Source organism: Treponema zioleckii, from assembly GCF_014737315.1.
GTDB classification, from domain to species: Bacteria; Spirochaetota; Spirochaetia; order Treponematales; family Treponemataceae; genus Treponema_D; species Treponema_D zioleckii.
In genome coordinates this window covers 1-17,065 of sequence record NZ_JPUF01000016.1, presented here as the reverse complement: position 1 = coordinate 17,065, position 17,065 = coordinate 1, and the positions used below count along the sequence as shown (strand labels likewise).

Annotated in this window: 11 protein-coding genes and 1 tRNA gene; 5 read left to right on the top strand and 7 right to left on the bottom strand. The window is 42.8% G+C overall.

All coding sequences use genetic code 11. The features are described 5' to 3' along the window. Window positions 1–93 precede the first annotated feature (93 nt). From JI65_RS05795 to JI65_RS05775, 5 genes are read left to right on the top strand one after another with little or no spacing between them, the layout of a single operon-like run. Entirely contained in the window at window positions 94–696 is a 603-nt protein-coding gene (locus JI65_RS05795; protein ID WP_191014440.1) for a DUF3261 domain-containing protein, read from the top strand. A 9-nt stretch (window positions 697–705) separates the two neighbouring features. Continuing rightward, on the top strand, window positions 706–3,237 hold the full coding sequence (locus JI65_RS05790) for an adenylate/guanylate cyclase domain-containing protein (protein ID WP_191014439.1): 2,532 nt from the start codon (window positions 706–708) through the stop codon (window positions 3,235–3,237). Then, the gene (locus JI65_RS05785) at window positions 3,200–5,974 is read left to right on the top strand and encodes a FecR family protein (protein WP_191014438.1); all 2,775 of its coding nucleotides are present in this window, start codon (window positions 3,200–3,202) and stop codon (window positions 5,972–5,974) included. The genes JI65_RS05790 and JI65_RS05785 overlap by 38 nt, the downstream gene beginning before the upstream one ends. Next, a complete protein-coding gene (locus tag JI65_RS05780; protein ID WP_191014437.1) occupies window positions 5,964–7,496 on the top strand; it encodes a hypothetical protein in 1,533 nt (510 codons plus the stop codon). The genes JI65_RS05785 and JI65_RS05780 overlap by 11 nt, the downstream gene beginning before the upstream one ends. A 13-nt stretch (window positions 7,497–7,509) precedes the next feature. Continuing rightward, entirely contained in the window at window positions 7,510–8,976 is a 1,467-nt protein-coding gene (locus JI65_RS05775; protein WP_191014436.1) for an InlB B-repeat-containing protein, read from the top strand. Window positions 8,977–9,232: 256 nt separating this feature from the next. Here the strand turns inward: JI65_RS05775 and JI65_RS05770 are convergent, their stop codons facing one another. The 7 genes from JI65_RS05770 to JI65_RS05740 all read right to left on the bottom strand — a co-directional run bounded on the left by JI65_RS05770 (window position 9,233) and on the right by JI65_RS05740 (window position 17,018). Further along, a complete protein-coding gene (locus JI65_RS05770) occupies window positions 9,233–10,738 on the bottom strand; it encodes an IMP dehydrogenase (protein WP_191014435.1) in 1,506 nt (501 codons plus the stop codon). Window positions 10,739–10,843: 105 nt separating this feature from the next. Beyond that, window positions 10,844–11,290, bottom strand: coding sequence for an ATP-binding cassette domain-containing protein (locus JI65_RS17525; protein ID WP_191014434.1), 447 nt, complete (start codon window positions 11,288–11,290; stop codon window positions 10,844–10,846). Then, window positions 11,247–12,281, bottom strand: a complete 1,035-nt coding sequence (locus JI65_RS05760) for an ABC transporter permease (protein WP_191014433.1) — start codon at window positions 12,279–12,281, stop codon at window positions 11,247–11,249. Before JI65_RS05760 ends, JI65_RS17525 begins: the two co-directional genes overlap by 44 nt. Continuing rightward, the gene (locus JI65_RS05755; protein WP_191014432.1) at window positions 12,244–13,149 is read right to left on the bottom strand and encodes an ABC transporter substrate-binding protein; all 906 of its coding nucleotides are present in this window, start codon (window positions 13,147–13,149) and stop codon (window positions 12,244–12,246) included. The genes JI65_RS05760 and JI65_RS05755 overlap by 38 nt, the downstream gene beginning before the upstream one ends. Before the next feature lie 632 nt (window positions 13,150–13,781). Further along, entirely contained in the window at window positions 13,782–15,971 is a 2,190-nt protein-coding gene (locus tag JI65_RS05750) for a methyl-accepting chemotaxis protein (protein WP_242457173.1), read from the bottom strand. Window positions 15,972–16,215: 244 nt separating this feature from the next. Further along, window positions 16,216–16,288: transfer RNA gene (locus tag JI65_RS05745), tRNA-Met, on the bottom strand. A gap of 40 nt (window positions 16,289–16,328) precedes the next feature. Next, a complete protein-coding gene (locus JI65_RS05740; protein ID WP_191014430.1) occupies window positions 16,329–17,018 on the bottom strand; it encodes a hypothetical protein in 690 nt (229 codons plus the stop codon). Window positions 17,019–17,065 lie beyond the last annotated feature (47 nt).

The following is a 17,065-nucleotide window of genomic DNA, read 5'->3' as shown; positions in this document are numbered from 1 at the left end:
CGCTCTCGTTCCGACAATTTTTTTAGTCTGTTTGCCCATAATGCGTCATGCCGAATTTATTTCGGCATCTAAAATTTGAGAGGAAAACAGTTTATGCGACATTTTATTTTCTTTTTGCTTACCATCGGCACGTTTGCTCTTCAACTGATTGGGTGCGCTTCTACGCCAAAAAATCAGGCAAAAAAATCCAGCTTGAGCAAAGTGTTTGTTACGAACACCAGCCGAGTTGACGTGCTTCCGCCGGATTCAATTTTAGAAGAAATCGATGATTATTTTCTTTTTGAGGGAACTTACGGCGGAAAAACTCTCACCGCAACGGTTTATCTTACGCTCAATCAAAACGAAATAAGTGCAGTCTTGCTGAACAATTTTGGAATCGAAATGGGCACAATAAATTACGACGGAACTAGCGCGGAAGTGCAAAGCTCGCTTTTCCCCAAAAAATTAAAACCCGAATACATCATTCTGGATTTGCAGAACGCTTTTGCCAGTCCAGAAAATCTAAAAAATCATTACGCAAAATACGGATTTGATTTTTGCGAATTAGATGCCGGAGAACAAAAAACGGAACGCCAGCTCCTCAAAAAAAAGGAAATTATCGAACGTATTTTTATTGATAAAACTGAAAATATAATTAAAATTGACAATATACTTAGGGGTTATGAATATAGATTCACCAAGATAATTGATGAATAGGAAGAAAATTTGGAAAACGAAAATAAAAACTTAGGCTACGGAAATTACGTTTCTCTCCAAGGACAAAAAAATAAAACTGAAAACAGTGCAAAACCTGTTCAAACGGAACAAAAAACTGCTGCACAAAAGATTTCTGCAAGTCCTACAAAGCCAATCCAAAATGCACAACACACAAATAACGAACATTCTCAAAAAATCCCGGACGCAGCTGCAAAAATAGCTACAGATTCAGCTCCGGTCTTGGACAAATCCACGAATCTTTTAAGCGGAAACGATTTTGTTCTTGAAGAACCTAAAAGCGCGCCACGAAGGTCTGACGAAATAGCAAAATTCCTTTCGGACGAAAAAGCAAACCTAAAAATCGAAAAAGACGCGATACGCCTTTACGAAAAGTTCGAAAAGAAAGAAAAAAAGCAGATTGAACTAGAAACAAAAATCCGGCACCCGATTGGCGAAAAACTTGTAATCATCATTTCTTTTCTCCTCGCCCTTGCGGTTGGAAGCGTAACCTACGTTGTCTCTTACTTCGTAACTTCAGACATGCGCTCGAACGCGGAAGAAAACAATCTCGCAATGAACGCACGCACGACCGCAGACACAGAAAGCCGCATAAACAATGCCGTTTCGTCAGTGAACATGTTCCTTGACCTGATTTCAACGGAATCTTCGAACGAAAACGGAATCCAAAAAATCGAATCTATGTTCTTTAAGCGAAACCGAGAAATTGCTGCAATATTTTTTTCCAAAGACGACAAAACTTTTATGTTCGCAAACGAAACCTTCATTGCGGCAAACGAAATTCCTAAAGAAAACGTGCTAGCCTACATGTCGCAAGAAAGCGAAACCGCCGAAAAAGCAAAAAAAGGCTCGTTCGAAATGCTGAACGCAAGCCCGTTCTTTAACGTTCCGCTCATCGCAATTTTTTGCCCGGCAGGTTCTGTTTCTACTTCGGCAAGCTCAGCAGCCCAAAACGACGACTCGTTCGTTGCATTCCTGTACTCAACTGCAGGAATCAGCGAAAACTATGCGGTTGGCAGCATAAACCAATCGTTCCTCGTGAACAACGACGGAATCACTTTGATTCACAGCGACATAGAAAAAATGAACGCCGCAACAGATTTGTCAGAATCAAAAATCGTAAAAGAAATGCTTTCAAGCAAATCAAACAACGGGCAAATCAACTACAAGGACGAAACCGACGAAGAATACATTGGCGCGTTCAGGCGGCTCGGTCTCGGAAACGGCGGAGTCATTACAGTGGTAAAAACTGCAATCGTCCTCGAAGGTATAAAACGAATCACAATCCGAAACATTTACATAATGTTCGCGGTAATCGCGCTTGCAATCCTTATCATTTATTTCTTCGCAAAATCCCTGAGCCTCCCGCTTGGGCAACTCACCGAAGTCGTAAACGAGGTAAACAAGGGAAACTTCAACACAAAGCTTTTTGACAGACTAAAAGACAAACGCCGGGACGAAATCGGTATCCTTGAACGAAGCACAAAAAATGAACGCGATATTTTGAATCTAGTCTCAAGGCTTACAAACAAGGGCGTTACAAAAGCCGTAATCACAAAAAAAATCGACTTTAATCCGCACCTAAAAGACATTACGATTTTCTTCAGCGACATTCGAGGATTCACCGCGATTTCTGACGGATTTAAAAAACGCTTCGGAGAGCACAGCGCGGCAGAAATCATCGGATTTTTGAACGATTACATGAGCCGAATGGTCACGTGCATCAACAAAACCGGCGGAATCGTAGACAAATTTGAAGGCGACGCGATTATGGCGGCCTGGGGCGTTCTTAGAAACGAAACATTGGACTGGGAAAAGTTAAAAGAGAATTCCGTCACAAAGATTCTAAAAGAAGAAGCTCACGCACAATACGTTAAGGAAGATGCTCTTAGTGCCATAACTTGTTGCATCGCAATGAGATACTCGCTTATGAAATACAACAAAGATGCAGAAGCATTCACAGCGGCGCACAGAAACGACCCGCTGGCAAAATACAAACCTCACATTCGGATTGGAGCCGGCTTAAATTCCGGACGTGCGACCGTTGGCTTTATGGGTTCGTTCGACAAAATGGAATTCACGTCGATTGGCGATGCCGTAAATTTTGCCAGCCGTGCGGAAGCCTCTAACAAGCCGTGCGGAACGGACATTCTGATTACGCAAGACACATACGACATTCTCAAAAAAGACTACATTCGGTGCAAGGAAAATAATTTTATTATCCGCCCGCAAAACGTTTTGAATGAAATCATCGTCGAAAAAATTCCTGTTGAATTTGAAGTTAAAGGAAAAGGAAAGCAGCATTTTTACGGTGTTGTAAACATGCCGAATTTCGACGTGGAGGCATTCTTCAAGTCAGAAGACGAAGAATTTACGATAGACCCAGACTGTGACAAAGCAGTTGGTCCGGCAGGTCCGAAGACTTTAAAAGAACTTCGTGAATTGCTCGGAATCGAAACTCCTGATTTTGAAAAGGTAAATTTGGATGCAGAAGAGAACAAAATTCAAGTCGCAAATCCGTGATTTTGTGGTCGTAACGTTCTGCCTTTCTGTCGCATTATTTTTTTTGTATCTTTTCTGGCAGGATTTAAACCGCTACACGATTCGCACCGACAAAAATGAAATTGGCAAAATCTCGTTCAAAGAAAACATTGTCCAAAGAAAATTTGACGACCGTGTTGTTTGGGAACGTATTGCCAACGAAACAAAACTTTATTATGGCGATACAATCAAAACCGCGGAACTGGCACATGCATCGCTCGAACTTTTGAACGGAACCGTTCATCTTGAACTGAGCGAAAGCACAATGATTCAGATGGGAACTAATGCCGACGGCGGAATTCAAATCGCAATCGCAGGCGGCGACATTCAGATTGACTCAACGAGCGCAACTTCCGGCCTTGAAGTAAAATTTGATGACGGTTCGCTAATCAACGTGGATGCAGGAAGTTCACTTTCGGCCACAAACGATGCCACAACGGGCACGCACAACGTAGAAGTAAAATCAGGCAACGCAACGCTCACCACCGAAAGCGGCGAAGTTGCCGAACTTAAAAACGGAGAGTCCGCAAACATCGCAAAAGGAAAAGAGATTCAGCGAAATTCGCTCACAATTCTCTATCCGCCAAAAACGCTAAAACTTCTCAATATAACAAAAGAAAAAACTCCTGTACGTTTTGACTGGAATTCGAAGGCTGGTGAAACGGTTACGATTCAAACTTCATCAACAAGAGATTTTTCTACAATCAACTCGGTACAGGAAATAAAAAATCTTTCCAGCGCGGAAGTGGACTTTCCGAACGGGACGTGCTTTTGGAGAGTCTTTACCGAAAACTCAAAAAACAGACCGATTGAAGGCAAAGTGACAATCGAAGGAATTTCAAACGCCAAAGGAATCTCCCCTGCACAAAAAAGCGTCTTTAAATACAGGAAAGATCTTCCAAGAATCACTTTCCGCTGGAACGGGAACGAACATGCCGAACGCTACAGACTCGTCGTTTCCACCGCAAAAAATATGCGCGAAATCGTCTACGATTCAGAAATCAAAGGAACTTTTTTGAGCTTGGACAACCTCCAAGAAGGAACTTACTGGTGGCAAGTGTCTCCGTATTATTCTCTGGGAAATTTAGGCTACGCCGGAAAAAGTGACGTTTATGAATTTGAAGTGCTCAAAAATCAAGAAATGAACCGACCAGAACTTTCTTCTCCGGCAGAAAACGCAAAAATCGTTTACAAAGAAAATATCAACACGAATTTCATCTGGAAATCAGAACTCAAAAACGCAAAATACGACTTTTTTATTGCCCGCGACATGGATTTTACAAACATTGTCTACTCGAAGGAAATTGCGGACACTCGCTACGCACACGAATTTGCCCCGCATGAGCTTCGTGACGGAACTTATTACTGGAAAGTCCGCAGAAAATCATCAGACTCAAAAGATTTGACTCCAGAATCAGAAATCCGCTCATTTAGGGTTACAAGATACATTCCGCAGGACAACAAACTGGTTTATCCGCCGGAAGATTTTTTGGTTGATGGCTCAAAACTGCCTGCAACTGCGTTCATGTGGAAACTCTCGGACGACTACGATGAAAGCTCAACCACTTCGGTAATGCAGATTTCTTCAAATTCAAATTTCTCGAACATCGTCGTCGAAAAAAATTCTTCCGCCTCTGTTATCGACAACCTTAGCCTTTCTTCAGGAAATTATTGGTGGCGAGTTGGCGTAAGAAATTCAAGCGGAACGGCATCAGACTTTTCGCAGAGCAGAATGTTCACCGTTCTTGCAGAAATCGCTCCGCCGGACTTTATTTCGCCTCGCCCAAATCAGGAACTCGTCAGCTACAACAGCGAACCGCTGATGATTTCGTGGGCAGGCGTTTCGGAAGCAAAATCTTACAAACTAAAAATTTGCAAGGATTCTGGCGAAGTGGTAAAAACTCTCCCAGGAATTGCAGAAACGAACACGAGCGTCGTTCTTGAAGAAGGCTCTTATGTCGGACTTTTGCAGTCTGTCGCAAGCGAAACAAGAATTTCGGCGGCAACGCAAGTCAACTTTACAGTGCGTGCGCCTTCGATTATCATTCCGCAGTCCCCGTCAGACGGCGCGGCTATTCCTGGACTTTCGGCACTCCGCTCTCCGACAGTATTCTCGTGGGCACCAGGACGGGAGCAAGCCTCAACATACACGCTCGTGCTTTCAAAACTGAACAAAAACGGAAGTGAAACCGTGGTAAAATCTATAAAAACCTCAAAAAACACAGCATCAATTTCGCGCCTCACAAAAGGCTCTTACACATGGAAAGTCCTTGCCTCCGTAAAGGGAATACCAATCGACTCAAAGCCAATGAAATTCGTAATCGAAGAAATTCCGGCTTTGCACGCCCCTGTCCTCGACGCCCCGGCTCAGGATTTTATAATGGACGGTGCGTATTTAAAGAGTCACCGCGTAATTGAATTCAACTGGCAGGAAGTTTCCGGCGCGACGGCATACAACTTTACGCTCTACAAGAAAACAGCCGGCAAACGCGGAAAAGCCGTTCACACTGTAAAAAACACCAAAGGAACTTCCGTGCTCATAAAAGATCTGTCGATTTTTGAGCTAGGCACATTTGAATGGACCGTAACGCCATTCTCTTACGCAAAAGACGGATATTTGGAACAGTCAGGCCCAGCTTCGTCGCACGTATTTAAAATCGACTTTGATTCCCCAACAAACGTAGAAGGCGTTCAACCGGAGATAATGTATGGAAATTAAAATCAAAAATTTTTCTTCCAGCCATACAAAATTTTTTCTCATTTTTGCTTTTTTTGCACTCTGCACAAAAACTGCGCTCACGGCGGCAGAACAAACCTTCGAACAAAAAATCGAGTGGAAGAGCAATGCAAATGCGCTGGAATACAAAGTTGAAATCGAAAACCTTACGACAGGCAAACTTCAGTTCATAAAAACCGAAGAGACTTCTGAAAATCTTTCGCTCACCCACGGAAAATATCGCTACCGCGTTTACGCATACGATTTTTTGGGCAAGCAAACGAGCCTTAGCCCGTGGACAGAATTTGAAATTTACAAAGCCAGCACGCCAAAAATCAACTCACTCGAAAAAAACGTTCAGATTCAGGCGGAAGACAACACCGTTTCGCTGAACGTGGACATAACCGACGTTAATCAGAATTCAAAATTCGAACTTGTGAGCGATTCTCTTACAGGAAAAATTTCTTCGGAAGACAAAATAAAAATGCCTTTAAGCGACTCAGAAACACAAGCAGTTACTCATCTTGATTTTAAGGACGTTCCGCCAGGAAAATGGCGACTCAAAATAACGAATGCCAGCGGGCTTTCAACCATTTCGGACGAAATCGTAATTGAAGGCAAAAAACTTTACACCCAAGAAGAAGTTTTAAAAATCCGCGAAGAAGAAAAAGAAAACGGTCGAAACGAGGCAAAAGCGACCTATGATGAATACATAAAAGCGAACGAGGAAAAAATCGCGCTCGCAGACAAAATCGAAAAGGAACGCGATGAAGCCGCCCAGGCTGAACGCGAGCGAATTCAAAAAGAAGAGGAAGCTGCCCGCCTGGAGCAGGAACGCCGAGACGCGGAGCTTGCCCGAATAGCGGAAGAAGAACGACTAAAAGCCGAGCAGAAAGCGGCGGAAAAGGCACGTCTCGAAGAAGAAAAACGTCGCATTGCCGAAGAAAAAGCTGCAAAAAAACGCGAGCGCGAAGAATGGAAAAAAGCTCACCCGTACAAATGGAAGGACGTTATTTTTGAGGCGGGACTGATTTTTGAAAATAATCTTTATGATTCAACACTAAAAGACTATTTCGACAAAACTTCGACCTTCTCTCCGCATTTTAAGGTTGCCTTTTTGCCGATAAAAAACGACTCGAACAAGTACGGTCTTGAGATTGCCTGCAATTTTGGAGCGGAACTAAACAATGACACAGACTTACTAAGCTCAAAATTCATTTTTTCGACGTTTGACTTAAAATTCGTGTGGCATCGCAAACTGTACAGCAAAATGTTCTTCGCGGCAAAAGGCGGTCTTGGCTTGGACGTTATGAAGCGGCAGATGAAATATCACTCCGTTTCGGACAGACCTTCCCCGGACGACAAGACTTATTGCTATCCGCTAGTCACCGCCGAAAGTTCAGTATTTTTTACGCCGTGGAAATTTCTTGTTTTTGAGGCAGGCGTAAACTTTACCCACGTTTTTGGCGGAAGTTCGCAAATGGGATTCGTACAACCATTCATTTGTGCAGGATTCAGATTTTAAAAGGAGGATTTTTATGAAAAATGAAAGAAAAACTTTTCGCACATTCTCGACTGTCTTAAAAATCTCCCTTGCCCTGCTTGCAGCGAGTTTTGCCCTAACGCTCACCTCGTGCGGAGACGGCTTAAAAGACGATTTGGAAGACGTTTTTTCGACCATATACACTTTTTACGCAGAAAATCCTGATGAAAACAGCGAGACTGCAAGCGTTTCTCAAAGCTACGAAATTGGCGAAACGCTCACAAAAGACACTTTGCCTTCCACAAAAAACTCTAAATTCGCGAAGCTAAAAGAGGGCTACAAAATCAACGGATGGCTTTTCTACAACAATCCGCTCACACTAAGCACGGATTTACCAGAAAATATCTCTTACACCACAGATGACGGAGAGAATGAATCAAACGTCATTCAAAAAATTCTCGTAACCTCGGCCCCGGCAACTTTTTACGTTAACGAATGGAATCCGATTACCTATTACATTATCCTCGACGGAAACGGCGGCTATTTCACAAAAGACGATATTAATTACCCCGAGACGGAACCGTACCCTTTCACCTACGACACGGCAGGCACTCTCGAAGCAAATCCATTCACCCGCAACGGCTACATTTTTAACGGCTGGCTCAGAAACCAAAATACGAATTCGACAGTTCCAGATTTGCGAAACGGAGCAGAAATTTTCAATCTGACGACAACCGACGAAGAAACGATTCGACTTTATGCATTGTGGCTAAAAGACAAAATCAAAATCACTTTTGACCCAGGCGAAGGTTCCGGCACAATGGACGCACTCGAAAACGTAACCGTCGGCGACCAGCTGCCAAAATGCACGTTCACAATTTCTGAGGAAGGAAAGCAGTTCAGTAGCTGGCAATGGACAAGTTCCGACGGAAACCGCCAATGCTGGTACGGTGACGAAGCCACATTAGATGAAGGCAATTACCCGAACGAAGACGCAACGCTTACAGCGCAATGGGATTGGATTCCACTCACGGTACATTTTCAATCAAACTCAGAAAGTATTGAACGCGAATTCCGCTGGGGACAAGCACAAAACCTGCCTCTAATAAGCGACCTTGCAAACGAAAACAGCGCCTTTACAAAATCTGGCCATATCTTTGCAGGATGGAACACAGCCGCCGACGGCTCAGGCACTTCCTATTCGGACGGAGCAGAATTCTCAACAACAAGCGAAAAAACGCTTTACGCACAATGGACACCAACAGGAGCTAGTGTAGACGTAAAGACAAACTCACTTTCTGTAGAATATTCGTACACAGAGACAGGAATAATCTTTACCGCCTCTGACACCGAAATGGTGCAATACATTTGGTCATACAACGGAAACTCGGCCACAGGCACAACTTTCACTATCTTATATGAAGAACTTCCGGAAAACGAAAGTTGTCAAATAACCTGTGTTGCATTCAGCAGTGACTTTACTAGCACTCATACTTATGCCGCTGTCATAACCAAAAATTAAAATTACGAATAAAAATGAATTGACATGAAAAGCCGTGTCATGCGGAACTCGTTTCAGCATCTTGGTTGCTGAGCGAAGTCGAAGCGGAGATTCCGAAATAAATTCGGAATGACAGATTTTATAAATTGAATGACAGTTAGTTAATATTCAATGCACTAGCCATAAAACAAGAATTGCCCGCTGCGACGCGGGCAATAAAATTGTCGAGAAACACACAAGCTGACTTCAGTTTTGCAAAGCCAACTTGCCAGCGTTTCTATGACTGCACTGAAGTGTTCTTTACAACAACGTCGTGAGCAGAACCCTCGCTGATTGTTGTTGCCGAAACCAAAGTGATTTTTGCTTTTTCCTGCAATTCTGGAATAGTCAGCGCACCACAGTTACACATTGTGTGAACAACCTTTTTAAGAGTCATTCCAACACCGTCGTGCAAGTGGCCAGCATAAGGAACGTAAGAATCAACGCCTTCCTCAAAAGCCATAGATTTTTTTCCGCCAAGGTCGTAACGCTGCCAGTTTCGAGCGCGGTTAGAGCCTTCGCCCCAGTATTCCTTAACGTAATTTCCGTTTACAACGAGCTTGTTAGAAGGAGATTCCTCAAATCGTGCAAAGTAGCGTCCGAGCATTACAAAGTCTGCGCCCATTGCGAGAGCGAGCGTAACGTGATAGTCGTGAACGATACCGCCGTCTGAACAAATCGGAACGTAGATTCCAGTTTTCTTGTAGTATTCATCGCGGGCTTTGCCAACCTCGATTGTCGCAGTAGCCTGTCCGCGGCCAATACCTTTCTGCTCGCGTGTAATACAGATTGAACCGCCGCCGATTCCGATTTTTACAAAGTCCGCACCAGCGTCAGCAAGGAAGTTGAATCCTTCCTCATCAACAACGTTTCCGGCACCAACCTTTGCGTTCGGCCATTTTTCGTGAATGTCTTTGAGAGCTTTTGCCTGCCAGTAAGAATAACCTTCCGAAGAATCGAGAACAAAAATATCCGCACCAGCCTCAAGAAGGGCCGGAACACGTTCCATGTAGTCGCGGGTGTTGATTCCGGCTCCAACAACGAATCTCTTTTTAGAATCCAAAAGCTCTTTTGGGTTCGACTCGTGGGTAGAATAGTCTTTTCTAAAAATCAAAGAAACCAAATTTCCGTTTTTATCAACAACCGGGAGCTGATTAACTTTTTTGTCCCAAATAATCTCGTTCGCCTCGCTGAGAGTAATTCCCTCGTGTCCAAGGGCAAGTGCGCTTAAAGGAGTCATGTATTCAGACACCTTTGAGTTAGGCTTGCAGTGTGAAATTCTAAAATCCTTCGAAGTAATAATTCCCACAAGTTTTCCGTGAGCAGAACCGTCTTCTGTAACAGCACAAGTTGAATGTCCAGTGCGCTCGCTAAGTTCAATAACTTCTTCCAAAGTCTGGTCTGGACGAACGTTGGAATCAGAAGTAACGTATCCCGCTTTGTAAGACTTTACGCGGGCAACCATTGCAGCCTGATCTTCAATCGACTGGCTTCCGTAAATGAATGAAATTCCGCCTTCTTTTGCAAGGGCAATAGCCAATTTATCATCAGAAACCGCCTGCATTACAGCCGAAACCATCGGAATGTTCATGTAAAGCGGAGACTCTTCCCCAGCCTTTTTGTTGTAACGAACGATTGGAGTACGAAGACTTACGTTATCAGGAATACAATTCTCGCTCGAATAGCCAGGAACCAACAGATACTCACCAAAAGTGTGAGACGGCTCTGAAAAATAAAATGCCATTTTCTTCTCCATGAATCAATAAAATTTGAAAAATTTAATTTATCGAGTATATCAAAATTCGATTTTTTAATTCAACTGCTTTACAAAAAATTTATTCGCCAAAATTTATTCGCCAAGCTCAATAATATTCTGGCAAAAATATTTTGCGTCACGTTCGTCGTGAGTCACAAAAACCACGGTGCGCGGATTTTTTTCAAGCTCGCCACGCAAAAAATCCATAATCCTAAGTTTGAGCTTGTAATCAACAGCGTTAAAACTTTCGTCCAAAAGCAAGATTTTTGACGGAAAGGCAAACGCCCTCGCAATCGCAACACGCTGTCTTTCACCGCCGCTCAGTTTTTCAACGTTCATCGCCCGTTTTTCAAAAAGTCCCAGAGAATCCAAAAAATAATCCGCCCGGCGAAGAGCCTCCTCAGCGTCAAAAAGATTTTCGAGTGGCAAAGAAACGTTTTTTTCCGCCGAAAGATTCTCCAAAAGCCTCGGCTCCTGAAAACCAAACGAAACGCCACTAAAATTCGCCGAAAGATAATTCAAAAAAAGTCGTTTTTCCAAACCCGCTGGGCGCAATTAAAGCCGTAACTTTGTCACACGGAATTTCAAGCGAAAGATTTTTGATGATTTCTTTATCCCCTGCCCTCAGCGTAAGATTTTTTATAAAAATTCCTGCGGACTCCGCTTCATTTTGAGCTGATTTTTTTTTCTGCGCACCTTGTTCAAATTTTTCTTGTTCCCCCGCCTTAAAAATATGGTTTACCAGCACGCAAATCGGGCTTAAAAAATCTGCCAGCCATAAAAAATTCAGCTTGCGGAGCAAAAGCTCGAACAAAAAACTCAAAAACACAATAAAAATCGCTATCGCGCTCACCTGCGCGCTTTCAAGATGAACTTGCGCCGTTGAAAGCAAAGTTCCGAGCGCGTTTTTAGGCAAACTCAATACTTCGCCCGCCGCAACAACCTTCCAAATCATGCCGAACGAAGACAAAATGCCGCTTTTTAAAAAAGGCAAAAATTTCGGAAGAAAAATATATTTCAGTTTTTGTCCACGCGTAAAATTAAAGATTCGAGCCATCTCAAAAAGTTTTTGCTCGCCGTCAGTAAAATTAAAGGATTCAGAAACAGCAGAAATCATAACCGGAAGAGCCATTAAAATCGCCACGCTAACCGGCACCGCCGACGATGAAAATGCAAAAATCAGAACAAGAATCAGAGCCACGACAGGCGTCGCACGCAAAAAAGCAATCGGAAAGGCAAGAATTTTTTTTACAAACTTAAATCGCCCGCACAAAAAACCGAGACAAAGCCCCGCCAAAACAACAAAGGCAAATGCAACAAAAACACGGGCAAGAGTCGCAAGTACATTCTGCCAAAAAGAAAGCGTCAAAAACAAAGTCACAAGGCTTTCTAGCACGTCGCCAATTTTGGGGAGAACGAGCGGAGCGTCCACAATTTTTGCAGAGACGCCCCAAATCAAAAATAGTAAAATTACCGAAAGCAGGTACAATGCGCTACCAGTAGAATTCTTCAGCAGGGAGCTTACCGCCAACAGATTCTGGAGCAAAGTCCATAAAGATTTTTAAAAGCTTTTCAATGTCGGCTTTGCCATTTTTTGCGTTCTTCCATGTGTAAGCGGCATTCGGAATTGCTGCCGAAGCAATCGGGGCTTTTAGCCCAAGATTATGAGCCTCAACCAACTTTCCGGCCTCAAGCGGATTTTTTACGGTCCACTCGCTCGCCTTTTCAAAATCCTTCAAAAAATTCTTAATATGTTTCTTGTGCTTTTTTGCATAATTTGCGTTCACCACGAGAAGCGTCATCGGAAAGTCCCCGCCCTCGATTTTTGCAAATTCTTCCTGAATGTTCAGGACACGCTTTACGTCAGCAGATTTTTTTTCGGCAACCGTGGCAAAAGGCTCCGGCACAACGGCATAATCAAATTTTCCCTCGATTACGGCAGCCGCAATATTCGGATTTGGTGTCGAAAAATCAAGAGTCACGCCAGTCACACCATTTTTTGCGAAAAGAAAGTTCATCATGTATTCGGGAGTCGCACCCTGCCCCGCACAGGCAACCGTCTTTCCAGCCAAATCAGAAAGAGATTTTACAGACTCATCTTTAGAGATTACAAAGAGATTTCCGTTTCCCGCGATTCCCAGTGCAAGAAGTGCGCCTTTGCTGGAGTTAAAAACCTTAGCAGCCGCATTTGGCGGAAGAAAGCCAATATCAATCTCGCCTTTTATAAGTTTTGGAAGCTCAGCCTGAGCGGAAGCAAAAGTTTCAAATTCGTATTTCTTGGAATTTTCCATGAGATAAGCGCAAGGAATTCCAGAAGGACCATTCAGCACACCGATTTTCTGTGCAAAAACCGATGCGGTTACAAGCAATAATGCCAAAGTAGATAATATTTTTTTCATAAATCCATTATAGCACTAAAAAAAATTGATGTATCATGAATCCTCTAAAAACTTGAACCCAACATTCAGTTTTGCCATGCAAAACTGATTAAAAGCGAAGCGAACGCACCAGATTTTTACGATTGAAAGTTGATATTTTGTCATTGCTGAAGGTGGTTTCGACTATGCTCAACCACCACAACGAAAACAGTCGATTTCAGCATGACTTTTCCTAAAATTCCTGACATTTGGAGCAATACAGCAGACAGCCTCGCCCACATACATTATGCTGTATGACAATCATACAACACCGTGCTAAAAAAGATTTCGGTTCACCAGATGAGACATTCCATATTGGCTCATTAGCAATCCCCCAGAGATTCCTCAGTACAGGAAAGTTGACAAAAAATTGTCGGAACGAGAGTAAAAAAACGGCTTTTGTGAACGTTTGCAAGGTGAGCCGCTTTGCGGCGTCAATAATTTTCCTTGCACCTTGCACCGCGTGAACAAAAACGTTTTTTACGGTAGTGCAGACAATTTTTTACATTTGCAAATTGATAACACCGAAGCGAACGCACCAGATTTTTACGATTGAAAGTTGATATTTTGTCATTGCTGAAGGTGGTTTCGACCACGCTCAACCACCGGATTTCTCAAACTTTGAACGTGCTTACAATCGCATTGAGGCTGTCAATGCTGTCGGTATTCTTGTGAGTCAAATCGTTAACCTCGTTGATGCTGTTGTTGATGCTCTCAATTCCAAGAGCCATCTCCTCCATGCTCGAACTGATTTCGTCGGTAAGGCGGATGAGAGTTTCCATCTCGGCCGTTACAGAGTTTGCGGCATTCTCCATTTCTTTTCCGCCGTTCTTAACACTCACAGTAATATCGTTGATTTCTTTGATTGCCTCAAGAACCTGACCGCCGCCCTCGGACTGTTCCTGCATGGCGTGCATAATCGTAAGCTCCTGCTGAGAGACTTTTTGCGTAAGACCGTAAATCTCGTTGAATTTTGTCTGCAAGCCGAGCGAATATCTTGCGACAGACTCAATGCTTTCAAGAACGCCAACAAGATTTGACGTAATCGTTTTACCCTGTTTGTTTGAATCCTCGGCAAGCTTTCGAATTTCGTCCGCAACAACGCTGAATCCCTTGCCGGCCTCGCCCGCGTGGGCAGCCTCAATTGCCGCATTCATGGCAAGAAGGTTCGTCTGGCTAGCAATGTTCTGAATGATTTTTGAAGCCTCCAAAAGCGTCTTTGACTGTTCACGGATTTTTTCGGTCGCCTCAACAGAAGTCGCAATGCTCGTTTTTCCGTCTTCAGAAGATTTTTCGAGTTCCTCGATTGTCGCCGTATTTGATTTTAGGATATTCGTTACAGAACGAATGTTCGCAACCATCTGCTCAATTGCAGAAGAAGACTCAACAACACAAGAACTTTGAGCCTCAATGCTGCTGATAAGATTCTTTACATTCGAATCAATCTGCTGAACAGATTTGTCTGCACTCCGCACGTTAGCAGCCTGCTGCTTAACCTCTCGGCTAACGCTCTCAATATTTGCTGTAATTTCGTTCGCAGCCGCCGCAGTGTCGTTCATGTTGTCGGCAAGAACGTCTCCAGAACGCTGCATCTGCTCGGATTCATCCTTAACCTTCGAAATTGAACTCTGGAGTTTTTCCATCGTTTCGTTAAAGAAATTGTACATTTTGCCAAGCTCGTTGTCCTTTCCCACATCGATTCGCACAGTAAGATCGCCGTCACCGTGGGCAATGTTCTCCAAAGCCGAAACGCCTTTTTTGAGAGCCTTCGAAACAAACGAGATGAACAAATATGAAAGTGTACAGAGCAAAATAAGCGTGACCGCAAAACCAGCTATAACAACTCCCAAAATGATTTTTGATTCCCGCTGAACCTCTGAAGTCGGAACGTTCAAACTCAAATACCAAACTTCATCGGCATTGCCAACTTTTAAAGGAACAATAACGTGAAGAGTCTTGTCAGAAGTCACATAACCGTTTATAGAACGTTCTTCCCTGGACTTTTTAAAATATGTTCCGAACTCTGCTGACTCAAAATGCGGATAAATTTTTCCTTCTATAGAAACGTCCGCATCCACCGCGGTGAGTCCTGTGTTCGAAATAAGCGAAAGATATCCAGAATCATAAATTTTTACATCTTTTAAGAGCGCTGAAAGTTTTTCCAGCGACATATCAATTCCAACAACACCGACAGGATTTCCGTCGTTATCCCGGACAGGGAAAGCAACGCCACAAACCCAAATCATATTTCCGCCAACCTCGTAAAGGTTCGGGTCAATAAGAATTCCTTTTGAACTTTTTAGTGGGTCAACATACCAGCTGCCGTTCTCGTAGTCCGTAAGAGCTACACAGTCAATTTTTGAGTCAACCTGCGTCCAGTAAGGAATAAAACGTCCCGTCTCGTCATGGAATTCCGTATTCGCATATTCAGCATCAAGCCCGTCCAGGGCATTCGGCTCCCAAACCGTCCACGCATCAACCAAATTCGGATTAGTGCGCAAAGTTTCTTTAAGAATCTCGTTCAAATACGAACGCCGATTCTCTTCAGGAATCTCCGAAATTTTGTCACAAACGTCGGCGAGAGTCGCACAAATCGTAAATTCCTCGTTCAGAATCTGCTCAGTGCTTGATGTATAAAAACGTGCGGTCTGCGTAAGATAATCATTGCTGATTGAATTATAAGATTTATTCACCCGAAGAGAAAGAAACAGTCCTAATATCAAAAGGAGACAAAACAAAGTGCCACCAATACAAAAAGAAAGTTGCCGCGTTAAAGTTTTGTCAAAAAATCCAGTCTTTTTCATAGAATGTCTCCCCATTTTTTTGTTATTAATCGTATAACATTTATTTTAAGACTGAATCAATATTTTTTCAACTTTAATATAAACTATTTAGCGCCTTGAAAAAAGCAAATTATTTTCAACCAGGAGTTTTTCAATTTATGGAAGAAAGTTTCTAGTTATAAGGGAAAAGTGCCCGCAACGGCTGTTAGAAAGTAAGTTTTTACTTTAAAAATAAAAAATCCACTCGCCTTGAGTGGACTAACTATAGCTGGGGTAGGACTCGAACCTACGGCCTCCGGGTTATGAGCCCGACGAGCTGCCAACTGCTCTACCCAGCGTCGTGATGTGATAGTAATATACCCCGAAATATTTTTTTTGTCAATTAGAATTTGAAAAATTAAAAAGAATTTTATCGATTCTTTTTTCATATTCTTCATTTAAAATGACGAACCATAATCTTGACTCAACCATTGCGAAAAGGACCGCCGCAATCGAAATATATTTGAACGGAAAAGCAAAACTTATAAAAAAATAAAAAATTCCCTGCAGGATAAATGCATAAATCAGCGGAAAAAAATGCTTTGAATAACGTTTTAAAGACCAAATAAAATATCCTGTCAGAATCGTGCTGAATCCTTGCATAAAGCAAGTCATAAAAGCCTGAAAAAAATCCTTGTGCAAAATCCACCAGGCAAAATCAAAAGATGCGAAGGGAAGGCTTATCAGAATTATCCAGTTGAAAAACTGGCCAAAACTTCTATTTTTGGAAGGAACAAGCATAAAAATAATCAGTTTGACGAGAATCGCGGGCAAGCTTTTTGCAAAAATCGAAATCACGAAAATTGAAACAAGTTTGTTCGACGGATAAAAAGGAATCTGCATTGCCGCCACACGAATCAAAAATGCCGTAACAGAGGAGAGGATTCCCGCGCCCAAAACAATTGAAGAGGTTGAAAAGCTGGTTTGCACGCGCCGTGTTTTTTTTTCATAGCGAACCATCAAGAGAAAAATCAAAAATCCAAGCACCACAGGAATCAGAAACGCAACGGCAAGAAATAAAAAGTCCATAAAAAAAGATTATAAAAAAAACAGTGGGTTGTAAATGAAAATGATTT

Excerpts from the sequence above, each read along its gene's own strand:
- JI65_RS05750 (WP_242457173.1), bottom strand. The coding sequence starts at position 15,971 with ATGAAAAAGACTGGATTTTTTGACAAAACTTTAACGCGGCAACTTTCT.
- JI65_RS05770 (WP_191014435.1), bottom strand. The coding sequence starts at position 10,738 with ATGGCATTTTATTTTTCAGAGCCGTCTCACACTTTTGGTGAGTATCTG.
- JI65_RS05785 (WP_191014438.1), top strand. The coding sequence starts at position 3,200 with ATGCAGAAGAGAACAAAATTCAAGTCGCAAATCCGTGATTTTGTGGTC.
- JI65_RS05795 (WP_191014440.1), top strand. The coding sequence starts at position 94 with ATGCGACATTTTATTTTCTTTTTGCTTACCATCGGCACGTTTGCTCTT.
- JI65_RS05775 (WP_191014436.1), top strand. The coding sequence starts at position 7,510 with ATGAAAAATGAAAGAAAAACTTTTCGCACATTCTCGACTGTCTTAAAA.
- JI65_RS05755 (WP_191014432.1), bottom strand. The coding sequence starts at position 13,149 with ATGAAAAAAATATTATCTACTTTGGCATTATTGCTTGTAACCGCATCG.
- JI65_RS05780 (WP_191014437.1), top strand. The coding sequence starts at position 5,964 with ATGGAAATTAAAATCAAAAATTTTTCTTCCAGCCATACAAAATTTTTT.
- JI65_RS05740 (WP_191014430.1), bottom strand. The coding sequence starts at position 17,018 with ATGGACTTTTTATTTCTTGCCGTTGCGTTTCTGATTCCTGTGGTGCTT.